The following is a 21,623-nucleotide window of genomic DNA, read 5'->3' on the forward strand; positions in this document are numbered from 1 at the left end:
TCACCTGCCGGGGCTCGTCGATGGCTGGACTGCCGGAGTACGCGGCCCGGCATGCGGGGCCGCGGAGGTGCTGGGCTTCACGGCGGCGCCCGAAGGGGTGGCCGAGAGAGAGTGCGAGGGCGAGCCGGTGGCCGACGCCGGGGCGCCGGCGGACGGGGCGGTCGCGGGGGGCTTCTCGGGGGTACGGGGTTTCCGCGGCGGCGGTGCGGGGGCCGGCTCGGCGGTGGTCTCGGCGGGGACGCCGCGGACCTTGCCGTCCGGGTCGAGGAAGGCGGGGCTGCCGCCGGGCACCATGCCCAGTTCGCGGGCGCGCCGCTCCAGGGCGTCCGGCTCGGAGTAGCTGTCGACGTCACGCTGGAGGGCCTGCTGCTCGTCGGTGAGCTCGGTGGTCCGCTTCTTCAGCTCGCTCAGCCTGAACGATCCTTCGTTGAGCGCCGAGTTGAGCACCAGGAGCGTGATCAGACCGCCGCCGAGGAGCAGCACCACCAGCAGGACGAAGGGGGTACGGGCCGCGTTGCTGGGCCCGGCCGGCATCAGCCGGGCAAGCCGCGCCGCCCGCCCTTTCAGCTGCCCGGCCGCCTTGCTCACCGCGCCGCCCCGGACGTCGCCGGTGTCCGGGTTCCCGGACACCGGATGCTCATCGCTCCTCCTCGCGGATCCGCTGGGCGCCGCGCAGCCGGGCGGGAGCGGCGCGCCGGTTCTCGGCGACCTCCTCCTCCGTGGGCAGCTCCGCGCCGCGGGTCAGCAGCTTCAGCCGGGGCTGGTAGCGCTCGGGCACGACCGGCAGTCCGGGCGGCGCCGTGGTCGCGGCGCCCGCCGCGAAGACCTGCTTGACCAGCCGGTCCTCCAGCGAGTGGTACGAGAGGACAGCGATGCGGCCGCCGACCGCGAGGCTCTGCACGGCGGCCGGAATCGCCCGCTCCAGGACGGCGAGCTCGCCGTTGACCTCGATGCGCAGTGCCTGGAACGTGCGCTTGGCGGGGTTGCCGCCAGTGCGCTTGGCGGCCTGCGGCAGCGAGTCCCGGATCAGCTCGACGAGCCGGGCGCTGTTGCTGAACGGCTCCTTCTGGCGCTCGCGCACGATCGCGGAGACGATCCGCTTGGCCTGCTTCTCCTCGCCGTACGCCCGCAGGATCCGTACCAGTTCGCCCGGCGGATAGGTGTTGAGCACCTCGGCCGCGCTGATACCGGCCGTCTGGTCCATACGCATGTCGAGAGGGGCGTCCTGGGCGTACGCGAATCCACGGTCGGCCTCGTCCAGCTGCATGGAGGAGACGCCGAGGTCGAAGAGAATGCCCTGGACCTTCGGGATGCCCAGTCGGGCGAGCACCTCGGGCAGTTCGTCGTAGACCGCGTGGACCAGGGTGGCCCGGTCGCCGTACGGGGCGAGCCGCTCGCCGGAGAGCCGCAGCGCCTCCTTGTCGCGGTCCAGCGCGATGAGCCGTACGGAGGGGAAGGCGGAGAGCAGCGCCTCGCTGTGTCCGCCCAGGCCGAGGGTGCAGTCGACAACCACCGGCTGCTGCGGGCCCGGCGCCTCCAGAGCCGGGGCCAACAGGTCCAGGCACCGCTGGAGCATCACCGGAACGTGTCGGGTCTGGCTCATGCGCCCTCTCAGGCTCAGGTCCCGTGCGGTGGCACGTACGGCCTGGTCCCCGCCCGCTCAGAAGGGGAGGGCGGCCGGCGCCGGGGAAGAGGCGTCGGCCGACCGGCGAGCGGGAGAGGGCCGGACCGTACGTACGCCGCACACGGGGGAAATCTACGGAATGTGCAGGGTGTCGGTAACTTCCCGTCACTTTAGTCCACCCTGCCATTCGATCGATTCCCGATCAATCAACGGGGCACCGCGTCGCCCCGCCCCCCCTGTCCACCCGGCCGACTGAACAACTGTGAGGCTTGTGGGTTACCTCACAACAAGCCTCGTTGACGTTCTTTGTCCCTTCTCACAGCGCGACGCGACCACCGCCGAGAGCTAACGTCATAACCATGTCGACTTCCGCACACTCCCCCGCCGGGCCTTCCGCGCCGCCTGCCGACCGGGCCCGCACCGGAGGCACGGTCACCGACCGCCTGGTCGAGGCAAACATCCGGTACGCCGCCGGGTTCGAGGACCCGGGCATGGACGCCAAGCCGGTGCTGCGCGTCGCCGTGGTCGCCTGCATGGACGCCCGGCTCGACCTGCACGACGCTCTCGGCCTGTCGCTCGGCGACTGCCACACCATCCGCAACGCGGGCGGCGTGGTCACCGATGACGTGATCCGTTCGCTGACCATCAGCCAGCGGGCTCTGGGCACCCGCAGCGTCATACTCATTCATCACACGAATTGCGGCCTGGAATCGATCACGGAGGAGTTCCGCCAGGAGCTGGAGGTCGAGGTCGGCCAGCGTCCGGTCTGGGCCGTCGAGGCGTACAAGGACGCGGACCAGGACGTACGGCAGTCGATGCAGCGCGTGCGCACCTCGCCGTTCCTGCTGCACACCGATGACGTCCGCGGCTTCGTCTTCGATGTGACCAGCGGCTTGCTGCGCGAGATCTTCCCGTCCTCCTCATCCTGACCGCGGGCCCGGACGGTGTCCCTCGGGATACCGTCCGGTGTCGTTCATCGGGAGCCAATAAACCCACCGAACCGGACATATCGCCGCGACTTATCCACAGGCGAGTGACACGAAGCGGTAACGGCAACAAGAATGCGCATGTGGCATCTCGCCGGACGTTTCCTTTCCGGAGGGGTGTCCGTGTTTCGGGGTGGGCCGGGCCGCTGCAGGCGTGTCGGTCCGTGAAGGGGATCCCCTGCTCCTGGTGAGCGTGGGGCAGGGCCGAGGAGGGCCGGGTGACGACCTATGACGATCGAGCGAGCCTCACAGATCTGACCACGACTGCGGAGCGGGTGCGCAGGTCGGTGGAGAGCGTGATCGAGGGCAAGCCCGAGGTCGTACGGCTTTCGCTGACCGTGTTGCTGGCGGAGGGGCATCTCCTCATCGAGGATGTCCCCGGCGTCGGCAAGACGATGCTGGCCAAGGCGCTGGCGCGGTCCATCGACTGCTCGGTGCGGCGTATTCAGTTCACGCCGGACCTGCTGCCCTCGGACATCACCGGTGTGTCCATCTTCGACCAGCAGCGGCGCGACTTCGAGTTCAAGCCGGGAGCGATCTTCGCCCAGATCGTGATCGGCGACGAGATCAACCGGGCCTCGCCGAAGACCCAGTCGGCGCTGCTGGAGTCGATGGAGGAGCGCCAGGTCACCATCGACGGGCACACGTACGAGCTGCCCGACCCGTTCATGGTGGTGGCCACCCAGAACCCGGTGGAGATGGAGGGCACCTATCCGCTGCCCGAGGCCCAGCGAGACCGGTTCATGGCGCGGGTGTCGATCGGCTATCCGAATGCGGAGGCCGAACTGCGGATGCTCGATGTGCACGGCGGAATCTCGCCGCTCGACGATCTCCAGCCGGTGGCGCACGCCCACGACATCGTGAAGCTGATCGACGCGGTACGGACGGTCCATGTGGCCGACGCCGTGCGGCGGTACGCGGTGGAGCTCGTCGGGGCCACCCGCAGCCATCCCGATCTCAGACTCGGCGCCTCGCCGCGGGCCACCCTGCACCTGCTGCGCGCGGCGAAGGCGTCCGCGGCGCTGAGCGGCCGGGACTACTGCCTGCCGGACGACGTGCAGGCGCTGACGGTCCCGGTGCTCGCGCACCGACTGCTGCCGACGGCACAGGCCCAGCTGAACCGCCGTACCGCCGAGCAGGTCGTGCTGGAGATCCTCCGACAGACACCGGTGCCGACGGCCGGCGATGGCGGTGGCGGTGGCGTCCCACGGGTGCAGCCCCAGCACCAGCCGGGCCGTCCGGTGTACGGCCGGCAGCAGCCCGGCGTACGGCGGGTGTGATGACCGCCGGGGGGCCGGCCTCGATGGACGACGGCGACGGAAAGGGCGCTCTGCGGGCCGCTCTGAGCGGACTGACCACGCGTGGGCGGTCCTTCCTCGCGGCCGGTGTCGCCGCGGCGGTCTGCGCCTATGTGCTGGGGCAGGCGGACCTGCTGCGGGTCGGGCTGCTGCTCGCCGCGCTGCCGCTGGTCTGTGTGGTGGTGCTCGTCCGCACCCGTTACCGGGTCACGGGCACCCGGCGGCTCTCGCCCTCCCGGGTGTCCGCGGGCACGGAGGCGCGGGTTCATCTGCGGATGGAGAATGTGTCCCGGCTGCCGACCGGGCTGCTGATGCTGCAGGACCGGGTGCCCTATGTGCTCGGGCCGCGGCCCCGGTTCGTGCTGGACCGGGTGGAGGCGGGCGGCCGTCGCGAGGTGTCCTACCGGGTGCGGTCGGATCTGCGTGGGCGCTATCCGCTGGGGCCGCTGCAGTTGCGGCTGAGCGATCCGTTCGGGATGTGTGAGCTGACCCGTTCTTTCAGCGCGTACGACACCCTCGTCGTCATTCCGCGGACCGAGCCGCTGCCGCCCGTACGGCTGGCGGGCGAGGCCCCGGGGTACGGCGAAGGACGGCAGCGTTCGCTGGCGCTGGCCGGTGACGACGACGTGATTCCGCGCGGTTACCGGCACGGCGACGATCTGCGCCGGGTCCACTGGCGCTCCACCGCGCGGTACGGCGAGCTGATGGTGCGCCGCGAGGAGCAGCCGCAGCGGGCCAGATGCACGGTCCTGCTGGACACCAGGCGGATCGCCCATCAGGGGTCGGGGCCCGACTCCGCCTTCGAGTGGGCGGTGTCGGGGGCCGCGTCCACGCTGGAGCACATGCTGGAGCGCGGCTTCGCGGTCCGGCTGCTGACCGACGACGGGAACGCGGTGCCGGGCGAGGGCGAGGGCGGCTTCGCCGGATCGACACAGGAGTCCGCCGACTCCGCGGGGCTGATGATGGACACCCTGGCGGTGGTCGGCCACTCCGAGGGGGGCGGTCTGTCGCGCGCGTACGACGTGCTGCGCGGCGGCAACGAGGGCCTGCTGATCGCGTTCTTCGGTGATCTGGACGAGGAGCAGGCGGCGGTGGCGGCCCGGATGCGGCAGCGCAGTGGCGGCGCCGTCGCGTTCGTACTGGACAGCACTGCCTGGGTACATGACGATGTCCCGCCCGCGGGTGCGGACGCGGCGTTCGAGCGGCGGCTTCGGCTGCTGCGCGAATCGGGCTGGACGGCGGTGGCCGTGGCGCCCGGGACCGGTCTCGCCCGGTATTGGCAGCAGGCGGCGGGACACCCGGGCGTGGCGACGCAGACGGCTGCCGTCGGCGGCACCACAGATGGCACGACAGGTTTCTCCGGGGGATGGTCATGAGCGGTCGCGGTCGGCTGACGCTGTGCGCCTTTGCGGCGACGCTCATGGCGGCGGGCTCGATGCTGCCGCTGGTCGAGCCCGCCGGGTGGATCCTGCAGGCCGCGTTCCTGCTGGCGGTTCAGAGCGGGATGGGCATGCTCGCCCGCCGGTTGCCCATGCCCCGGATGCTGGTCGTCGTGGCGCAGACGCTGGTCACGCTCGTCCTGCTGACGGTCGTCTTCGCCAGGGGGCAGGCTCTGATCGGGCTCCTGCCGGGTCCGGAGGCCGTCCAGCGGCTCGCGGATCTGCTGATGTCGGGCGCCGACGATGTCGGAAGGTACGCCGCTCCGGCGCCCGTGACGGACGGCATTCGGCTGATGCTGATCGGCGGTGTCCTGCTGGTCGGCCTGATCGTGGACGCCCTCGCTGTGACGTTTCGCAGCGCGGCCCCGGCCGGCCTGCCGCTCCTCGCGCTGTACTCGGTTGCCGCGGGGCTGTCCGAGGGCGGAGCGGACTGGCTCTGGTTCCTGCTCGCGGCCGGCGGCTATCTGCTGCTTCTGCTGGCCGAGGGCCGGGACCGGCTCTCCCAGTGGGGACGGGTCTTCAGCGGCGCGGCCGGATCCCGGGGCGGCGCGACGGCCGGTGCGGCGTTTTCCGCCGACCGCCCGACGGCCCCGGTCCGCACCGGACGCCGCATCGGTGCGCTCGCGCTGGGGATCTCGCTGTTCGTACCGGCGGCGCTGCCCGCGCTGGACAGCGGCCTGCTGGCCGGTACGGGGGACGGGAACGGCAAGGGGAACGGCGGCGGCACCATCTCCGCGGTGAACCCTCTGGTCTCGCTGCAGAACAACCTGAACCAGCCGGAGAACCGGGAGGTGATGTCCTACCGCACCAATTCCACTGACCCGCAGGGCTTCTACCTGCGGATCCTGGCCCTGGACCGGTTCAACGGGAACGAGTGGCGGCCCTCCACGCGCCGCCTGAAGGGTGTGCCGAAGCGACTCCCGGCCCCGGAAGGTCTCGGCCCGGACGTCATGGTCACGGAGACCAGCACGAACATCTCCGCGTCGAGCTCCTACCAGCAGACCTATCTGCCGCTCCCCTACCCCGCGACCGAGGTCAGGATCGGCGGACGCTGGCGGTACGAGCCGATGGGACGGACCCTCGTCGGTGACGGCGGGGAGACGACCCGCGGTGCGCAGTACCAGGTCTCCAGTCTGGTGGTCCAGCCGACCGCCGATCAGCTGGCCGCGGCGGGTGCCGCGCCGGTCGCTCTGCAGCGCGAGTACACCCGTGTTCCCGACTCCCTGCCGAAGGTGGTCAGGCAGACCGCGGACCGGGTGACGAAGGGCGCGAGCAACGATTACGAGCGGGCGGTGAAGCTGCAGGACTTCTTCGCCTCGGAGGGTGGCTTCAGCTACGACACCTCGGTGAACTCGGGCACCGGGAGCGCGGCGATCGGCCGGTTCCTGAAGGAGAAGCGGGGCTTCTGCGTCCACTTCTCGTTCACGATGGCCGCGATGGCGCGCACGCTGGGCATTCCGGCCCGGGTCGCGGTGGGCTTCACTCCCGGCACCGCGCAGTCGAACGGTTCGTTCTCGGTGGGACTGCGCGATGCGCATGCCTGGCCGGAGCTGTATTTCGAGGGTGTCGGGTGGACCCGTTTCGAGCCGACCCCGACGCGGGGTACCGCCCCGTCCTACACCCAGCCGGACGCCCCGTCGGGCGGCACGTCCGACCAGGCCCGGCCGGAGAAGGGCGCGTCGGCCGCTCCGACGGTCGCACCGTCCGTCGCGGAGAGCTGCCCGGCTCAGATGCGCAAACAGGGCGAGTGCGGCAGCTCGGCAGCGCCGGGAGTGGTGGCCCCGACGGATTCCGGGACGCCCACGGGCACCGTGCTCGGCGTGGTCCTGGGCGCGTTGGTGATCCTGGTGCTGCCGTTGCTGCCGATGCTCTGGCGGCTTCGGGTACGCAAGCACAGGCTGAGTTTCTCCGCAGGGCGTACGCCGGCGGATGCGACGGCGAGAACGCTGGCGGCCTGGCGGGAGATCATCGACACGGCATGGGATCACGGCATCGAGCCGGACGACTCCCGGACCCCGCGCAGGACGGCGGCCAGGGTGGTGCGGCTGGGCCGGCTCGAACCCGACGGGGCCGCCGCGGTGCACCGGGTGGCGGGGGCTGTGGAGCAGGTGCTCTACGCTCCGGAGCCCCGGTCGGGTACCGGGCTCGCCGAGGACGTGGAGGCGGTACGGGCGGGACTGCGGGCGTCGTCCGGCCGGTTCGCCAGGGCGCGCGCGATCATGGCACCGCGCTCGGCCGTTCGGGTGATCTGGGCGGCGTCGGACCGCTGGGCCGCGTTCACCGGCAGGTGGGCGGCGCGGTGGGGCCGGGACCGGTGGACGGGGTGGCTGCGACGGCCGTCCCGCCAGCAGGGGGTCACAACCGCTGGGCCAACACCTTGTTTTAGCGAACACAGGCACGATTGAGTGAATGTGTTCCGGTCTGTGGGTGTGCCTGACGGGGTGTGCGTCATGTGTGTGACGCGATCTGGGACGCCGGGTGCGGCATCAGCAGTCGGGGCCCCGTATCACCAGCGTGATGGTTCGGGGCCTCCCTGTCGCCTCTGGCCACACCCACGTGGCCGGGTCGTAGGGATTCCGCCCGCCCGGGACGGACCGCATCCGGGATATGCGTCGCCGACCAGGCCGCGAAAGCAGAGGACCAGTGCGCCCAAGACCGTTCGGGGCGTACCGGTGAGACAGGACTCACTCCTGCTCACCGCCCAGGAACGGTGAGCGGGCGGGACATGCGCGATGCCAGGCGCCCTGGCCTGAATGGCGCGCGGGCTTGACTCTCCAGCCTGCCCGGCGACCGAGGACAAAGGCGGCAGCGAGGGCCGATCCGGACGGCCCGGCCCGGGCACGCATGAGGGGCGGCCGCGGAAACGCGGCCGCCCCTCACCCAAAGATCGTCCGGGGCCTACTGGCCCTGCTCGTCACGGCGGCGCTGCCACCGCTGCTCGATCCGGTTCATCACGGTCCGGCGTTGCCTGGGGCGGCGGCTGTCGCCGCCTCCGGCTGCCTGCCGTTCGCCCGGTTTGGGCGCCTTGCGCCAACCAGTGACCGCAAGAACCGCACAGCCGAGCATGACGAGGAACCCCACCACGCTGATCCAGATCTGCTGGGCGACCATTCCGGCCATGAGGAGCGCGATACCCACCAGGAAGCCTGCGACCGCCTGGTAGACCCGTCGCCGGGTGTACGTACGCAGCCCGCTTCCCTCGAGCGCTGTCGCGAACTTGGGATCTTCGGCGTACAGCGCTCGCTCCATTTGCTCGAGCATTCGCTGCTCGTGCTCCGAGAGCGGCACGGAGTCCTCCTCGTCGTCGGCCGCGGGGGGCGGCCGGTATGCGGCCCTTCCAGGATAGGCAGGGATTCGCCCCCGTGAAACCCGCCCTCTTTGCCAATCAGCCAGTCCGGGCCGCCACGACGGCTCAGCTGCTGAGGCGTTGATTCCCCAACCTCCGATCCGTCATGCCGGATGGTGTCCCCCGATCATACGGGGCGAAGCCCCCGATCGGGGGTCCTGGGCCGTACTCCATCTGCGGCTGCGTCCCTGATCAGCCGCGCTACAGCCGCGCTACCACCGGCACCCGGCCACGCACGGCCGCGCTTCGTGCCCGGAACGCCTCAGGCGCGCTTCGTACCCAGTACGTGCAGCTGCGTCGCGACCGAGTGGAAGGCAGGCAGTTCGGCCGCCGCCGCCTCGAGCTTCAGCAGGGCCTCCATGGCGCCGGGTTCGGTGTCCACCAGGACGCCCGGTACGAGGTCGGCGAAGACCCGTACGCCGTGGACCGAGCCGACCTCGACGTCCGCCGTGGAGACCAGCTCGGTGAGTTGCTCCGCGGTGTAGCGCCGGGGCACCGGGTCCCCCTCGCCCCAGCGGCCCGCCGGGTCGCCGAGCGCCTGCCGGGCCTCGGTGAAGTGACCGGCGAGCGCCCGGGCCAGGACGGCGCCGCCGAGCCCGGCGGCGAGCAGGCTGAGCGCACCGGCCGGACGGAGCGCCTCGACCGCGTTGCGCACACCCTCGGCGGGGTCGTCCACGTACTCCAGGACTCCGTGGCACAACACCGCGTCGTAACCACCGCGCTCGACCACCTCGAACAGGCCGTGGATGTCGCCCTGAACCCCGCGGACCCGGTCGGCGACCCCGGCCTCGGCGGCGCGGCGCTCCAGGGCGAAGAGCGCATTGGGGCTGGGGTCGACGACGGTGACCCGGTGGCCGAGGCGTGCCACCGGCACCGCGAAGTTGCCGGTACCGCCGCCGGTGTCCAGGACGTCCAGGGCGTCCCGGCCGGTCGCCTTGACCTGATGGTCGAGGGCGTCCTTCAGGACCTCCCAGACCACAGCGGTACGGAGGGAGGCGCGGGGGCGCAGCTGGTCCGACACGGCAGATGACTCCTCGGCACGGTGCCGCCACTGACGGCGGAGCGTGAACAGTGCAGGTGGTACACGTGCTGTCCACCCTATTGCCTCGCGCCACCGTCGCCGTCATCCCGCGTCGGGCCGCTCCTTCCGGGCCTGCGGGAGCACCGGCTGAAGCAACAGCAGCCGCTCGACCAGGCGCAGGAACATCTCCGCGTCACGCAGCAGGTCGTCGGCGTCCCGTCGGCTGGCCGCGCCCGGTATGCCGGCTTCCGCGCGGGCCCTGCGGCGGGCGCCGGAGGCGAACAGCGCGCTCCATTCGGTCAGCTCGGGGGCTATTTCCGGGAGGACTTCCCAAGCACTGCGGATCCGCTCCCGGCGCCGCCTGGAGGTCTCGGGGCGGGCCCGCGCGGCGAGCACGGCGGCGGCGGTGCGCAGCGCAGCGAGGTGGGCGGTGGCATACCGCTCGTTCGGCACATCGAGAACGGCGGCCTCGTCGAGGCCGGTGCGGGCCTTGGCGAGCAGATCGAGGGCGGCGGGCGGCGCCGTGGTGCGGCGCAGAACGGGATGGACATCGCTTGCCGGGCCGGTCAGTGAGGGGGCAGGGCCGTCTGCGCGGCGCCGGGGTGCGGCTGCTGCGGACGAGTGGGCCATGACGAAACCTCCTGTCTCGTGTAACGGCTCCGTGGCCGTATGTATCCATCGTGACGGGCACCACTGACAATCGACCTCATCCCCGCCCTGACCTGCGCCTTTGCTTCGATCGCGAGTTCGGGCTAAGTTTTTGAACTGACTAGTCAGTTCAAAACGAGGAGAGAGTCTGTGGACAGCCCGCACGGGGCAGCCGTCACCGCCGAGGATCTCGGGCTCAGGGGACCGCGCGGCTGGGCCTTCCGGGGCGTGGGCATCAAGGCCGGGCCCGGCTCACTGGTGGCGATCGAGGGCCCCTCCGGCTCCGGCCGCACCTGCCTGCTGCTCGCGCTCACCGGCCGGATGCGCCCCACCGAGGGCCTGGCGGAGATCGGCGGACTGCGCCTGCCGCGCAAGATGGCCGCCGTACGCCGCATCAGCTCGCTGGGCCCGGTGACCGGGGTCAGCGAACTCGACCCGGCCTTCACCGTTGCGGAGCACCTGCGCGAGCGGGCCCTGCTGCAGCGCCGCTTCGACGGTTCGCTGCGTGCTCTGCTGCGTCCGCGCACCGAGCGCGTCGCCGCAGCGCGGGGACGGATCGACGCGGCGCTGGAAGCCGCCGGACTCGACCTCGCCACCCTGCCCAAGGCCGAGCGGACCTCCGTACGGGATCTGGAACGGCTGGAGGCGCTGCGGCTGGCCATCGCCCTCGCGCTGCTCGGCCGGCCCCGGCTGCTCGCGGTGGACGACACCGACCTCAAGCTCTCCGACGCCGAACGCGCCGAGGCCTGGGAGCTGCTGCGGTCCGTCGCCGACAGCGGCACGACCGTGCTCGCCGTGTGCAGCCAGGCGCCCGAGGGCGCCATCACCGTACGTACCGACACCACGGCCGCACCGGCGGACACGCGGGATGCCGCGGCCGAGGAGACCACGACCGAGGAGGGACCGGCCGATGCGTTCGCCGAGACTGGCCGCGCTTGAGCTGAAGCGTTTCGGCAGGGGGAAGCTGCCGGTCGCCGCGCTGATCGCGCTCCTGCTGCTGCCGCTGCTCTACGGCGCCCTGTACCTGTGCTCCTTCTGGGACCCGTACGGCCGCCTCGACAAGATCCCGGTCGCGCTGGTCAACAACGACAAGGGCGCCACCGCCGCCGGAAAGCACATCGCGGTCGGCGACGAGATCACCGGCAAGCTCCTGGACTCCAAGACCTTCGAGTGGCACGAGGTGAGTTCAGCCGAGGCGCACAAGGGCGTCGAGGACGGTACGTACTACCTCTCGCTCACCATGCCGTCGGACTTCAGCAAGCGGATCGCGTCCAGTTCGGGTGACTCCCCCGAGACCGGCGCGCTCCAGGTGCGGACCAACGACGCCAACAACTACATCGTCGGGCAGATCTCCCGGACGGTGTTCTCCGAGGTGCGCACCGCCGCGTCGACCAGCGCCTCGCGCAGCTTCCTCGACCAGATCTTCATCAGCTTCTCCGACCTCCACGACGCGACGGCGGAGGCCGCCAAGGGTGCCGACGACCTCAAGGGCGGCATCGGCAAGGCGAAGAAGGGATCGCAGGATCTGGCGGACGGGCTGAAGGATGCCAAGGCCGGCAGCAGCAGTCTGGCCGGTGGGATCGTCAAGCTGAACAAGGGCGCGGGCGACCTCGAGACCGGCTCCCGGCAGGTCGCCGACGGCACCCAGCTGCTCGCCGACAAGGTCAACGGTGTGGCGGCCGACGTCCGCCCGTTCCTGAAGGACAACGGCAAGTCCATCGGCGACACCGCCCGGCTGGTCGCCGACTCCTCGCAGACCGTACGGGACAACCTCGACCTGCTGGTGAAGTCGGCGCCCACCGCGGCCACCGCCGCCCACACGGCCTTTGACGACCTGGCCGAGGTCTACCGCACCAGCTGCACGGAGCAGCCGCCCGCCGACCCCACCGTCTGCCCGCCGCTGAAGCGCGCGAAGACCGCGGCGGCCGATGTCACGAAGGTCGCCGACGATGTGAATGTGCTGGTCACGAACCAGAACGGCGATCTGAAGAAGCTGCGTGGCCGGCTGACCACGCTGCAGCGGCAGGCCAATGACCTGGCCGAGAGCGCGCCGCACCTGGACAAGGACCTGAAGTCCGCCGTGTCGAAGGTCAATGCACTGAACACCGGCGCCCACAAGGTCGCCAAGGGAGCGAACGAACTGCACACCGGCCTGGCCACGGCCAGGACGGGCTCCGCGAACCTGGACACGGGAGTGAGCAATCTCAAGAAGGGTGCGACCGACCTGGACGGCGGGCTGATCCGGCTCGGCGACGGCTCGGCCACCCTCGCCGACGGACTCAACGACGGCGTCGGCAAGATCCCCGACTACGACAAGAAGGACCGCGACGCGCGTACCGAAGTCATGGCCGACCCGGTGCAGCTGGCCTCCAAGTCGCTGCACGCGGCCCCCAACTACGGCACCGGCTTCGCCCCTTACTTCATCCCGCTCTCCCTCTGGGTCGGCGCGATGGTGGCGTACATGCTGATCCAGCCGCTCAACCGGCGCGCACTCGCCGCCGGGGCCTCCGCCTGGCGGATCGCCTTCGCGGGCTGGCTGCCGGTGGCCGCGATCGGCCTGGTGCAGGTGGCCGCCCTGATGTCCGTACTGCACTGGGGGCTCGGGCTGCAGATGACCCGCGCCGCCGGGACGATCGGCTTCCTCGCGCTGGTGACCTGCTGCTTCGCAGCGATCGTGCAGTGGCTCAACGCCCGGTTCGGGGCCGCGGGACGCATCCTCGTACTGGCGGTGCTGATGCTCCAGCTGACCTCGGCCGGGGGTACGTATCCCGTGCAGACCAGCCCCGGATTCTTCAATGCGATCCACCCCTACCTGCCGATGAGTTACGTCGTCGAGGGCCTGCGCAGGCTGATCACGGGCGGCGACCTCGCCCCGGTCTGGCAGGGCAGCGCGGTGCTGCTGGCCTTCACGGCGGGGGCGCTCGCCCTGACCGCGTTCGCCGCGCGCCGCAAGCAGGTGTGGACCCTGGACCGGCTGCATCCGGAGCTGAGCCTGTGAGCGCACCCGGACCTGTGAGAATCAGGGGCATGGAAAGCAGTAGCACCACGCGCCGCCAGGCCACCCGGCAGAAGCTCTACGAGGCGGCGGTGACTCTCATCGCCGAGAAGGGCTTCTCCGCGACCACGGTGGACGAGATCGCCGAGCGCGCCGGGGTCGCCAAGGGCACGGTCTACTACAACTTCAAGAGCAAGACCGAACTCTTCGAGGAGTTGCTGCGCCACGGCGTCGGGCTGCTCACGGCATCGCTGCGCTCCGCGGCCGAGGACACCGAGGAGCGCGGCGGTACCCGGGTCGAGGCCCTGGACGCGATGATCAGGGCTGGTCTGGTCTTCATCGACCGCTATCCGGCCTTCACCCAGCTGTACGTGGCGGAGCTGTGGCGCACCAACCGGGCCTGGCAGTCGACCCTCCTGGTGGTGCGTCAGGAGGCCGTCGCCGTGGTCGAGGGGGTGCTGCGCGAGGGGGTGAAGAACGGTGAGCTCAGCGAGGAGATCGATGTCCAGCTGACGGCCGCGGCCCTGGTCGGCATGGTGCTCGTGGCCGCACTGGACTGGCAGGCGTTCCAGCCGGAGCGGTCGATCGACGATGTGCACTCGGCGCTCTCGCTCCTGCTGCACGGCCGGGTCAGCGGACGCTGACCGGGCGGCGCGGGCCGACCCGGCAGCCTTGGCCGGCCCGTCGCACGGACACGCGAAGACGCCGGTCCGGTGAGGCTCGATCCCCCCGAGCCTGCGCCGGACCGGCGTCTCCTGTGCTGTCGGAGAGCCTTCCCCCGTGACCCCCGATTCCCCCGTGGTCCTCGGGCTCTCCGTCGTACTCCCCCGTTCCGGAAGGAGTTGCCGCACCCGCTCCGCCGCCCCGTGTCGGCGGTGCCGGTGCCGCGCCCCTCTCCGTGGGCTCCACTCTCCCGTCCGCGCAGGTCGGAACCCATCCGCACATCTACTCATCTCGTTTCCTAGGTACGGATACTCAGGGCTGCGCACCGATCCCCACCCCGGGCCCTGCGCCATCTGGTTACGATCGCGTCCGTGTCCGTACTCCCTCTGGTGTTCACAAGCGGCTGGGCGAGCGGGATCAACGCCTATGCGGTGGTCCTGTTGCTCGGTGTCTTCGGCGCGACCGGCCTCAGCGACGAGGTGCCCGCGTCGCTGCAGCGCACCGATGTCCTCGTCGTGGCCGGTGTGCTCTTCCTGTGCGAGGTGGTGGCGGACAAGATCCCGTACGTGGACTCGGTCTGGGACTCGGCGCACACCGTCATCAGACCCGTCGCCGGGGCCGTCGTGGCGGCGCTGCTGGCCGGCGGGAGCGGTTCACTGCCGGAGCTCGTGGCCGGGGCCGTCGGCGGTTCCGCCGCTCTGATGAGTCATCTGGTGAAGGCGGGCACCAGGATGGCGGTCAACACCTCCCCCGAGCCGTTCAGCAATATCGCGGTGAGCACGGCCGAGGACCTGGGCGTCGCGGGAATCGTCACCTTCGCGATCTTCCATCCGCTGGTGGCCGCGGTCATCGCCGGGACACTGCTGTTGCTCGGCATGGTGGTACTGGTCTTCCTGGCCTCCCGGATCCGCCGGTTCCTGCGCCGCAGGGCGCAGCGCCGCCAGGAGAAACGCCTGGCGGGAGCCGGATCGCACTGGCCGCTGGACTGAGTGTCGGAGGTGGCCGTTAAGGTCACTGACATGGCACGTATTGCGGTGATCGGCGCCGGGATGGGCGCGATGGCGGCGGCCGCCCGGCTCGCCGTGGCAGGCCACCGGGTGACGGTGTACGAGCGGTCGGACACCTTCGGCGGCTCGGTCGGCCGGTACGCCCATGAGGGCTTCGCCTTCGACACCGGTCCCACGCTGCTGCATCTGCCCGCGGTCTACCGCGACTTGTTCGTGAAGACGGGCAAGGAGCCGCTGGAGCGGTGCGTCACGATGACCCAGGTCGATCCGGCGAGTCGCCACATCTTCGCGGACGGCACGGCGGTCTCGCTGCCGAACGCGTCACGGGCCGGGGTGGTCGCCGCCCTGGACACCGCGCTCGGAGGCGGCGCGGGCGCGGCCTGGGGCGAGTTCCTCGACCGGGCGCGCGACGCCTGGGACCGATCCCGGCGTCCGCTCCTGGAGGAGCCGTTGCGCTCCGACTGGCAGGTGCTGGGCCGGGATCCGTATCCGGCGCTCCGGCAGCGCCGCCTGCTGCGCCCGGCCCGTCGGGCGGACACGGTGGCGGAGATCGGCGCGTGGGAGCTGCCGGACCCGCGGCTGGCCGCCCTTCTCGACGGGTACGCCCTCTCGTACGGGCTCGACCCGCTGCGCGCCCCGGCGGCGGCCGCCCTGCTGCCGTACATGGAGGAGACCTTCGGCAGCTGGTACGTCTCCGGCGGGATCCGGGCCCTGGCGCAGGCGGTGTACGAGCGGTGCCTGGCCCGGAAGGTGGAGTTCGTCTTCGGCGGCGAGGTGGCCCGGGTCGTCGAGAAGGACGGCCGGGCGGCAGGCGTCGAGCTCGTGGACGGGACGGTTGCCGAGGCCGCCCATGTGGTGCTGGGGGCCCACCCGCATCCGGGACTGGTGCCCGGTCAGGAGCTGTGGCGGGACGGCGATGTAGCGGTTCAGCCGCGGCCGGGGCAAGGGGTGGTGCCGGGCCGGTTCCTGGTCCTGCTGTCGCTGCGCGGCGCTCGGCCGGGGGACGCCGTGCACCGGACCCTGGTGCACCCGACGGACGGCGCTGCGGAGCGCGAGGCGGTGTTCGGCGGCCGGCTCGCCGGCCGTCCCACGGTGACGGTGCTGCGCCCGGACGACCCGTCGACCCGCCCCGACGAAGCGCACGAGGCGGTGACGCTGATGGCGACGGTCGCCCCGCACGGGGCGGTCGACTGGACGGACCAGACGTTGCGCGAACGGTGTGCCGACGCGCTGATCGAGGCGGCCGGCGCGGCCGTGCCCGGCCTGCGGGAGCGGCTGCTCCACGCCGAGGTGCGGACCCCGGCCGAGACGGCGGGCGACACCGGCGCCGAGGGCGGTTCGGTGCCCGCGCCCGCGCTGGCCGGGGCGCAGGGCGCGTATCTGCATCCGGGCAATCGCACCCGGCTGCCGGGGCTCTACGCCGCGGGCGGCTGGTCGCACCCGGGCGGCGGGCTCGCCCATGCCGGGATGTCGGGGGCGCTGGTCGCCGGACTGATCGTGGAGGGGGACGGGTTCCGGGGCTCGCAATGATCCCGGAAGCCGCCTGCCGGGCCCGTCGTCAGTAGCGGTACTGCTGTTCGTCGTAGCCGTTGCCGTTGCCGTTGGCATGGCCGTTCGGGTACGGGGCGGGCTGCTCCGGGGGCGTGGGCGGGTACTGCTCGCCCTCGCGCTGCTGCGGCACCCAGACTCCGCCGGGCGGGGTCTCGGGGGCGTACTGCTGGGCGTACGGATCGGCGGTGTACTGCTGCTGACCGCCGTAGCTGTCGTAGCCGTTGCCGTAGCTGTCGTACGCGGCGTACTGCGTGGAGCCGCCGGTGGTGCCGGTCCCGATGTACGGGTCGGAGTACGCGGCGTACTGCTGCTGACCTGTGCCGTAGTCGTACTGCCCCTGCCCGGCGAAGGAGTCCTGGCCGCCGAAGGAGTCCTGGCCCGCATACGGATCCTGGCCCGGCGCGGCGTACGTGGAGTGGCCGGCGTAGGGGTCATACGCGGCGTACTGCGGCTGCTGTTCCGCCTGCCTGCCCTGGCTCTGGCCCTGCCCCTGCTGCGACCGCTGGTGATCGCTGTAGATGCCGTACTGCCCGGTGTCGTCGGGCAGCGGCTCCGGCTCGTAGACCGCCGTCCGCTCCGCCGGAGTCTCCGGCGGAGCGGACGATGCCGCCGCGGTGCCCGCCTGCGCCGGGATCTGCTCGCCGTCCTCCAGCTCCAGGTCCGACACTTCGAGCGTGGGCTCGCGGCCGTCCCGGTCGCCCCCGCCCCGGCGGCGACGGCTCTCGCCGGGGCTGCCCCCTATCGCCCAGCCGGTGGAGAAGCCGCGCCGGAAGGACAGCGTGACGTACGTCTGACCGGTCGCGAACGCGATCGCGCCCAGGGCGATGACGAACACGGACGGCATCAGCACGCCGACGACCACACAGCCGAAGCCCGCGAAGGCGAGCAGACGCCAGCGAAGGCGTGCCTTGTACTGCAGGAGCACCTCACCGAGCAGCCACAGCGCGACGATTCCGAACGCGATGTAGAGGACCGTCCAGCCCATGCCCGCCCCCTCCTACGGCCACCGCCCCGGGTCGCGGCGGGTACGGCCGGTCACGACTGCTTGTGCAGTCCGAGATTCTCGTAGATTTCGAGCGTCGCCGTCGAGTTGTTGAGCGTGATGAAGTGCAGTCCGGGCACACCCTCGGATCGCAGCCTCGCGCAGAACTGCGTTGCGAAGTCGATTCCAATGGAGCGTACAGCGGCGGGATCGTCCTTGGCGGCGAGGATGCGTTCTTTCAGGGAGGAAGGGAAAGACGCGTTGCTGAGCTGCGCGAACCGTTCCAACTGCTTGACACTCGTCAGCGGCATGACCTCGGGGATGATCGGGGTTTCGCAACCCGCAGCGACCACCCGGTCACGCATCCGCAAATAGTCCTCCGGATTGAAGAACATCTGCGTGATCGCATAGTCGGCACCGGCACGGCACTTGTCGACGAAATGCCGGACGTCGGTGTCCCAGTCGGTCGAGCGCGGGTGCATCTCGGGAAATGCCGCGACGCCGACACAGAAATCTCCGGATTCCTTGATGAGCCGGACGAGATCGGCGGCGTAGCGCACGCCCTGCGGGTGCTTGACCCACTCACCCATCGGGTCGCCGGGCGGGTCTCCGCGCACGGCGAGGATGTTCCGGATTCCGGCGTCGGCGTACTGCCCGATCATGTTGCGCAGCTCGGCGACGGAGTGGTTGACCGCCGTGAGGTGCGCGACCGGGGTGAGAGTGGAATCGGCGGCGATCTGCTCGGCCACCCTGACGGTACCGGCCCGCGTGGAGCCACCCGCCCCGTACGTCACGGAGACGAAGCTCGGCCCCACCGCCTCGACGCGGCGCAGCGCACTCCAGACGTTGCGCTCGCCCTTCTCGGTCTTGGGCGCCCAGAACTCGAACGAATACGAAGTCTTGCCGGTCGCGAGGAACTCACGCACCGTGCGCGCGTGATCTGTCCTGGTAGATGGTGTGCCAAGGGCCATACCGGCAGGTTAACCAGAGCACGACGACCACAGGACCAGACCAGCGTTAATTGTCCGAATTGACCGGTTGTTTGTCCACCCTTCGGACAGCCCGCTTCGGGCAGCCGGCTGTCGGGCATTCGGCCTCGGGCACCCGGCCGGATCACGTCCCGGCGCGCGCCCGGATTCGCTCGGCCAGCCCGGCGGTGACAGCGGCCGGGTCGGCGGCCTCGGTGATCGCCCGTACGACGACCACCCGGCGCGCTCCGGCGTCCAGCACCTCGTCGAGATTGCCCGCGTCGATCCCGCCGATGGCGAACCACGGGCGTCGGGTGCCGAGCGAGGCGGCGTACCGCACGAGGTCCAGGCCCGGGGCGTGCCGGCCGGGCTTGGTCGGGGTGGGCCAGCACGGACCCGTGCAGAAGTAGTCCACACCAGGTTCGGCGACGGCCGCGTCGACCTCGGACTCGGCGTGGGTGGAGCGGCCGATCACCACGTCCTCGCCGATGATGGCGCGGGCGGCGGGGACCGGCAGGTCGCCCTGGCCGAGGTGCAGCACGTCGGAGCCGATGGCGTGGGCGACATCGGCCCGGTCGTTCACCGCGAGGAGCTTGCCGTGGCGCTTGCAGGCGTCGGCGAAGACAGCCAGGTGTTCGAGTTCCTCGGCCGCTTCCATGCCCTTGTCGCGGAGTTGGACGATGTCCACCCCGCTGGAGAGCACGGCGTCGAGGAACGCGGGGAGGTCGCCCTGGCGCTTGCGGGCGTCCGTGCACAGATAGAGCCGGGCGTCCGACAACGACGCGCGAGGCGTGGACATGGTGCGGTTCCCCCCTGGAGAGCGTGGCGGAGCTGGAGTGCGCGGTGGAACGGTTGCCGGTTCCGGCGTGGGGCGCGGACCGCGCGGTGGTGCGCGGTCCGCCCCTCACATACGGCCGGCGGTCAGACGGCGAGCGCCTGGGCGCGGCGCTTCACCTCCGTGCCGCGATTCTCGCTCAGTGCCTGGGCAGGGGTGCCCGGCAGGGTCGGGTCGGGGGTGAAGAGCCATTCCAGCATCTCTTCGTCGGTGTAGCCGTCGTCCCTCAGGAGCGTCAGGGTGCCGGAGAGGCCCTTGACCACCTTGTCGCCGTCGATGAAGGCGGCAGGCACCTGGAGCGCCCGGTTCTCACCACGTCGTACGGCGATGAGCTGGCCCTCCTTGACCAGCTGCCGTACGCGCGTCACCTCGACACCGAGCATTTCGGCGATGTCGGGGAGGTGGAGCCAGGCGGGGACGAGAGCATCGATCTTTGCGTCAATCTCGGTCACAGGGACAAGCGTGCCATCCCGGACCGACAGCCGGTACCCGGACTCAGCCCTTCAGGGCATCGCGGACCACGTCCGCGACGCGGCAGTGGCTCTGCCGGTCGCGGGTGACCCAGCCGTGCGCGGTCGTCAGGGAGCGCGAGTAGCAGGCTCCGGTGTCCGTGGTGCCCCGGTAGTTCTCGGTCGAGGCTCCGTCGGCGGACTGGACGACACCGCCCGTGCGGACGATGCTGCCGGTCGAGTCCACGGTGTCGTCCGTGACCGAGTCCGTGTGCCACGCGTGTGCGGAGCCCTTACGGAACGTGTCGACGAGCACACGACGCTGGGTGACGTCAGCCCTTATGTCGTAGTTGTTGTAATCGCCGTACAACGGAATGTCCATGTCCACGTCGATGGGGTAGGACCAGGTGTGCCGCTGCGCGTCCGTGCGCCCGTGGGTCTTGGTCGTCACCGTGGTGGAACCGTGGTCACGCTGATGCATCACCTGATGGCTGCCCGTGCGGGAGACGTTGTCCGTGTTGGTGTAAGCGAACTCCTGCTCGACGGTGGTGGTGACCCGGCCCTTCGAAGTCTCGACATAGCCCGAGATCTTCCAGGAGCGGCCGGTCGACACGGAGACGTCCGTGGAGCCGTCCTTGCCCGGGGTCTGGACGGTTTTCACGACCGGGGTGTGGCTGAGCGTGTTGGTGGTCACCTTGCCACTCGTGCGGGACGCGTGCGCGTCCGTGTCGAGGAAGAGCGAACCATCGACGGTCCAGCCGTCGGCCGCACCGTACGGGGTGATGCTGATGGCGTGCGGCTTGCCGTCGGCCAGCAGACCCGCGAAGGGGGTGAGGTCGATGTCGTAGGCCTCGGTCTTGAACTGGTCGATGGCCGGGATCGGGCGCCACAGGGTCGGGACGATGCCGCCGGAGTACACCACGGGGTACGGCTGGGCGAGACCTGCGGGCTGTCCGTCCACCGCGACCTGCACCTCACGGTAGGGCCCGCCGCCGCAGAGATAGTCCGGAGCGGTTTCCGCCAGGTCGCTGGGGACCGCGTCGAACCACTGCTCGTCGCAGCCGCCCCCGCGTGCGTAGACCTCCAGGCGCGCGTTGGTCAGATTGCGCGGGAAGGTGACCTCGGTGCGGGTGGAGCCGCCCTTGCCGACGTTCATCCAGGGGGCGCCGCCGGAGCCGGTGTCACCGAGCGGGACGATGCTGTCAGCCGTGGTGGCGGCCGGGTGGCGCTTGTCGGCCTGGTAGTACGTGACCGTCAGCTTGATCTTGTACACGCCGGTGTACGTCTCGTTGACGACATTGCCCAGTTCGAGCTGGAGCTTCTGCGGGTCCTTGAGGAGCGGCGCGAAATCGGTGATGTCCTTGGCGACGTGCCAGCTGATGCCGTCGTCGTCGGGCTCGGCGGTGCTGGTGCGGAAGACCTCCGCGCCACCGATGAAGACCGCGGCGAGGCGGTCGTACTGACGCCCCTTCACGCTGCCCGACCAGTCGAGGACGACCTTGTTCCACGGACCCTTGCACTTCTCGGGCGGGGTGAGCGTGGTGGTGTACGGCGGTCCGCCGAGGGTGTAGCCGAAGTCGTGGTCGACGGCCGTCACCGAGCAGTGCTCGGTGTCCGGGCGGGAGACCGGCGGCAACGCGTCGATCGGGTCCTGGTAGTCAACAGCCGGGTTGGAACCAGGCTTGGGAGTGGCGCCCGCGTATGCCGGAGCGGCGAGTGCGCCTCCGACGAGGGCGATCGACGCCGAGGCCATGGAGATTCCGCGCAGCGCGCGGGCCCATCCGTGTCGAAACATGCGCATCCTTCGAAGA

19 protein-coding genes are annotated in these 21,623 nt (G+C 70.9%); 9 read left to right on the forward strand and 10 right to left on the reverse strand.

Translation table 11 applies throughout. The features are described 5' to 3' along the window. Window positions 1-588, reverse strand: a complete 588-nt coding sequence (ftsL, locus tag ACZ7L9_RS01545; protein ID WP_471412736.1) for a cell division protein FtsL — start codon at window positions 586-588, stop codon at window positions 1-3. Window positions 589-637: 49 nt separating this feature from the next. Next, window positions 638-1,603: a 16S rRNA (cytosine(1402)-N(4))-methyltransferase RsmH gene (gene rsmH, locus ACZ7L9_RS01550; RefSeq protein WP_471411492.1), complete on the reverse strand. Its 966-nt coding sequence runs from the start codon at window positions 1,601-1,603 to the stop codon at window positions 638-640. 380 nt (window positions 1,604-1,983) lie between these two features. Between rsmH and ACZ7L9_RS01555 the strand changes: the two genes are divergently transcribed. The 4 genes from ACZ7L9_RS01555 to ACZ7L9_RS01570 all read left to right on the forward strand — a co-directional run bounded on the left by ACZ7L9_RS01555 (window position 1,984) and on the right by ACZ7L9_RS01570 (window position 7,752). After that, window positions 1,984-2,553: a beta-class carbonic anhydrase gene (locus ACZ7L9_RS01555; protein ID WP_471411494.1), complete on the forward strand. Its 570-nt coding sequence runs from the start codon at window positions 1,984-1,986 to the stop codon at window positions 2,551-2,553. A gap of 275 nt (window positions 2,554-2,828) precedes the next feature. After that, complete coding sequence (locus tag ACZ7L9_RS01560) at window positions 2,829-3,890, forward strand: AAA family ATPase (protein ID WP_471411496.1); 1,062 nt, start codon at window positions 2,829-2,831, stop codon at window positions 3,888-3,890. Further along, the gene (locus tag ACZ7L9_RS01565; RefSeq protein ID WP_471411498.1) at window positions 3,890-5,284 is read left to right on the forward strand and encodes a DUF58 domain-containing protein; all 1,395 of its coding nucleotides are present in this window, start codon (window positions 3,890-3,892) and stop codon (window positions 5,282-5,284) included. The genes ACZ7L9_RS01560 and ACZ7L9_RS01565 overlap by 1 nt, the downstream gene beginning before the upstream one ends. After that, the gene (locus ACZ7L9_RS01570; RefSeq protein ID WP_471411500.1) at window positions 5,281-7,752 is read left to right on the forward strand and encodes a transglutaminase TgpA family protein; all 2,472 of its coding nucleotides are present in this window, start codon (window positions 5,281-5,283) and stop codon (window positions 7,750-7,752) included. Before ACZ7L9_RS01565 ends, ACZ7L9_RS01570 begins: the two co-directional genes overlap by 4 nt. A gap of 493 nt (window positions 7,753-8,245) precedes the next feature. Here the strand turns inward: ACZ7L9_RS01570 and ACZ7L9_RS01575 are convergent, their stop codons facing one another. From ACZ7L9_RS01575 to ACZ7L9_RS01585, 3 genes are all read right to left on the reverse strand, one after another. After that, entirely contained in the window at window positions 8,246-8,635 is a 390-nt protein-coding gene (locus ACZ7L9_RS01575) for a DUF3040 domain-containing protein (RefSeq protein ID WP_471411502.1), read from the reverse strand. 320 nt (window positions 8,636-8,955) lie between these two features. Continuing rightward, on the reverse strand, window positions 8,956-9,714 hold the full coding sequence (locus ACZ7L9_RS01580; RefSeq protein ID WP_471411504.1) for a class I SAM-dependent methyltransferase: 759 nt from the start codon (window positions 9,712-9,714) through the stop codon (window positions 8,956-8,958). 102 nt (window positions 9,715-9,816) lie between these two features. After that, window positions 9,817-10,344: an SAV_6107 family HEPN domain-containing protein gene (locus ACZ7L9_RS01585; RefSeq protein WP_471411506.1), complete on the reverse strand. Its 528-nt coding sequence runs from the start codon at window positions 10,342-10,344 to the stop codon at window positions 9,817-9,819. Window positions 10,345-10,512: 168 nt separating this feature from the next. Here ACZ7L9_RS01585 and ACZ7L9_RS01590 point away from each other — a divergent pair, with 168 nt between their 5' ends. The 5 genes from ACZ7L9_RS01590 to ACZ7L9_RS01610 all read left to right on the forward strand — a co-directional run bounded on the left by ACZ7L9_RS01590 (window position 10,513) and on the right by ACZ7L9_RS01610 (window position 16,557). Continuing rightward, window positions 10,513-11,301 carry an ATP-binding cassette domain-containing protein gene (locus ACZ7L9_RS01590; protein WP_471411508.1) on the forward strand — a complete coding sequence of 263 codons (789 nt, stop codon included), beginning with the start codon at window positions 10,513-10,515 and terminating at the stop codon, window positions 11,299-11,301. Then, the gene (locus ACZ7L9_RS01595; RefSeq protein WP_471411510.1) at window positions 11,273-13,360 is read left to right on the forward strand and encodes a YhgE/Pip family protein; all 2,088 of its coding nucleotides are present in this window, start codon (window positions 11,273-11,275) and stop codon (window positions 13,358-13,360) included. Before ACZ7L9_RS01590 ends, ACZ7L9_RS01595 begins: the two co-directional genes overlap by 29 nt. Before the next feature lie 29 nt (window positions 13,361-13,389). Then, entirely contained in the window at window positions 13,390-14,001 is a 612-nt protein-coding gene (locus ACZ7L9_RS01600) for a TetR/AcrR family transcriptional regulator (RefSeq protein WP_406380926.1), read from the forward strand. Between the two features lie 390 nt (window positions 14,002-14,391). Then, window positions 14,392-15,009, forward strand: a complete 618-nt coding sequence (locus tag ACZ7L9_RS01605) for a DUF4126 domain-containing protein (RefSeq protein WP_471411512.1) — start codon at window positions 14,392-14,394, stop codon at window positions 15,007-15,009. Between the two features lie 30 nt (window positions 15,010-15,039). After that, window positions 15,040-16,557, forward strand: a complete 1,518-nt coding sequence (locus ACZ7L9_RS01610) for a phytoene desaturase family protein (protein WP_471411514.1) — start codon at window positions 15,040-15,042, stop codon at window positions 16,555-16,557. Between the two features lie 28 nt (window positions 16,558-16,585). Here ACZ7L9_RS01610 and ACZ7L9_RS01615 read toward each other — a convergent pair whose 3' ends face one another. The 5 genes from ACZ7L9_RS01615 to ACZ7L9_RS01635 all read right to left on the reverse strand — a co-directional run bounded on the left by ACZ7L9_RS01615 (window position 16,586) and on the right by ACZ7L9_RS01635 (window position 21,613). After that, window positions 16,586-17,563 carry a hypothetical protein gene (locus ACZ7L9_RS01615; protein WP_471411516.1) on the reverse strand — a complete coding sequence of 326 codons (978 nt, stop codon included), beginning with the start codon at window positions 17,561-17,563 and terminating at the stop codon, window positions 16,586-16,588. A gap of 50 nt (window positions 17,564-17,613) precedes the next feature. Beyond that, window positions 17,614-18,531, reverse strand: coding sequence for a methylenetetrahydrofolate reductase [NAD(P)H] (gene metF, locus ACZ7L9_RS01620; RefSeq protein WP_471411518.1), 918 nt, complete (start codon window positions 18,529-18,531; stop codon window positions 17,614-17,616). A 142-nt stretch (window positions 18,532-18,673) separates the two neighbouring features. After that, the gene (gene thiE, locus ACZ7L9_RS01625; protein ID WP_471411520.1) at window positions 18,674-19,327 is read right to left on the reverse strand and encodes a thiamine phosphate synthase; all 654 of its coding nucleotides are present in this window, start codon (window positions 19,325-19,327) and stop codon (window positions 18,674-18,676) included. 122 nt (window positions 19,328-19,449) lie between these two features. After that, on the reverse strand, window positions 19,450-19,815 hold the full coding sequence (locus tag ACZ7L9_RS01630; protein ID WP_362204522.1) for an Rv2175c family DNA-binding protein: 366 nt from the start codon (window positions 19,813-19,815) through the stop codon (window positions 19,450-19,452). 43 nt (window positions 19,816-19,858) lie between these two features. After that, window positions 19,859-21,613, reverse strand: a complete 1,755-nt coding sequence (locus ACZ7L9_RS01635) for a peptide-N4-asparagine amidase (RefSeq protein WP_471411522.1) — start codon at window positions 21,611-21,613, stop codon at window positions 19,859-19,861. Window positions 21,614-21,623: the final 10 nt, after the last annotated feature.

This window comes from Streptomyces sp. NPDC111516, from assembly GCF_055635345.1.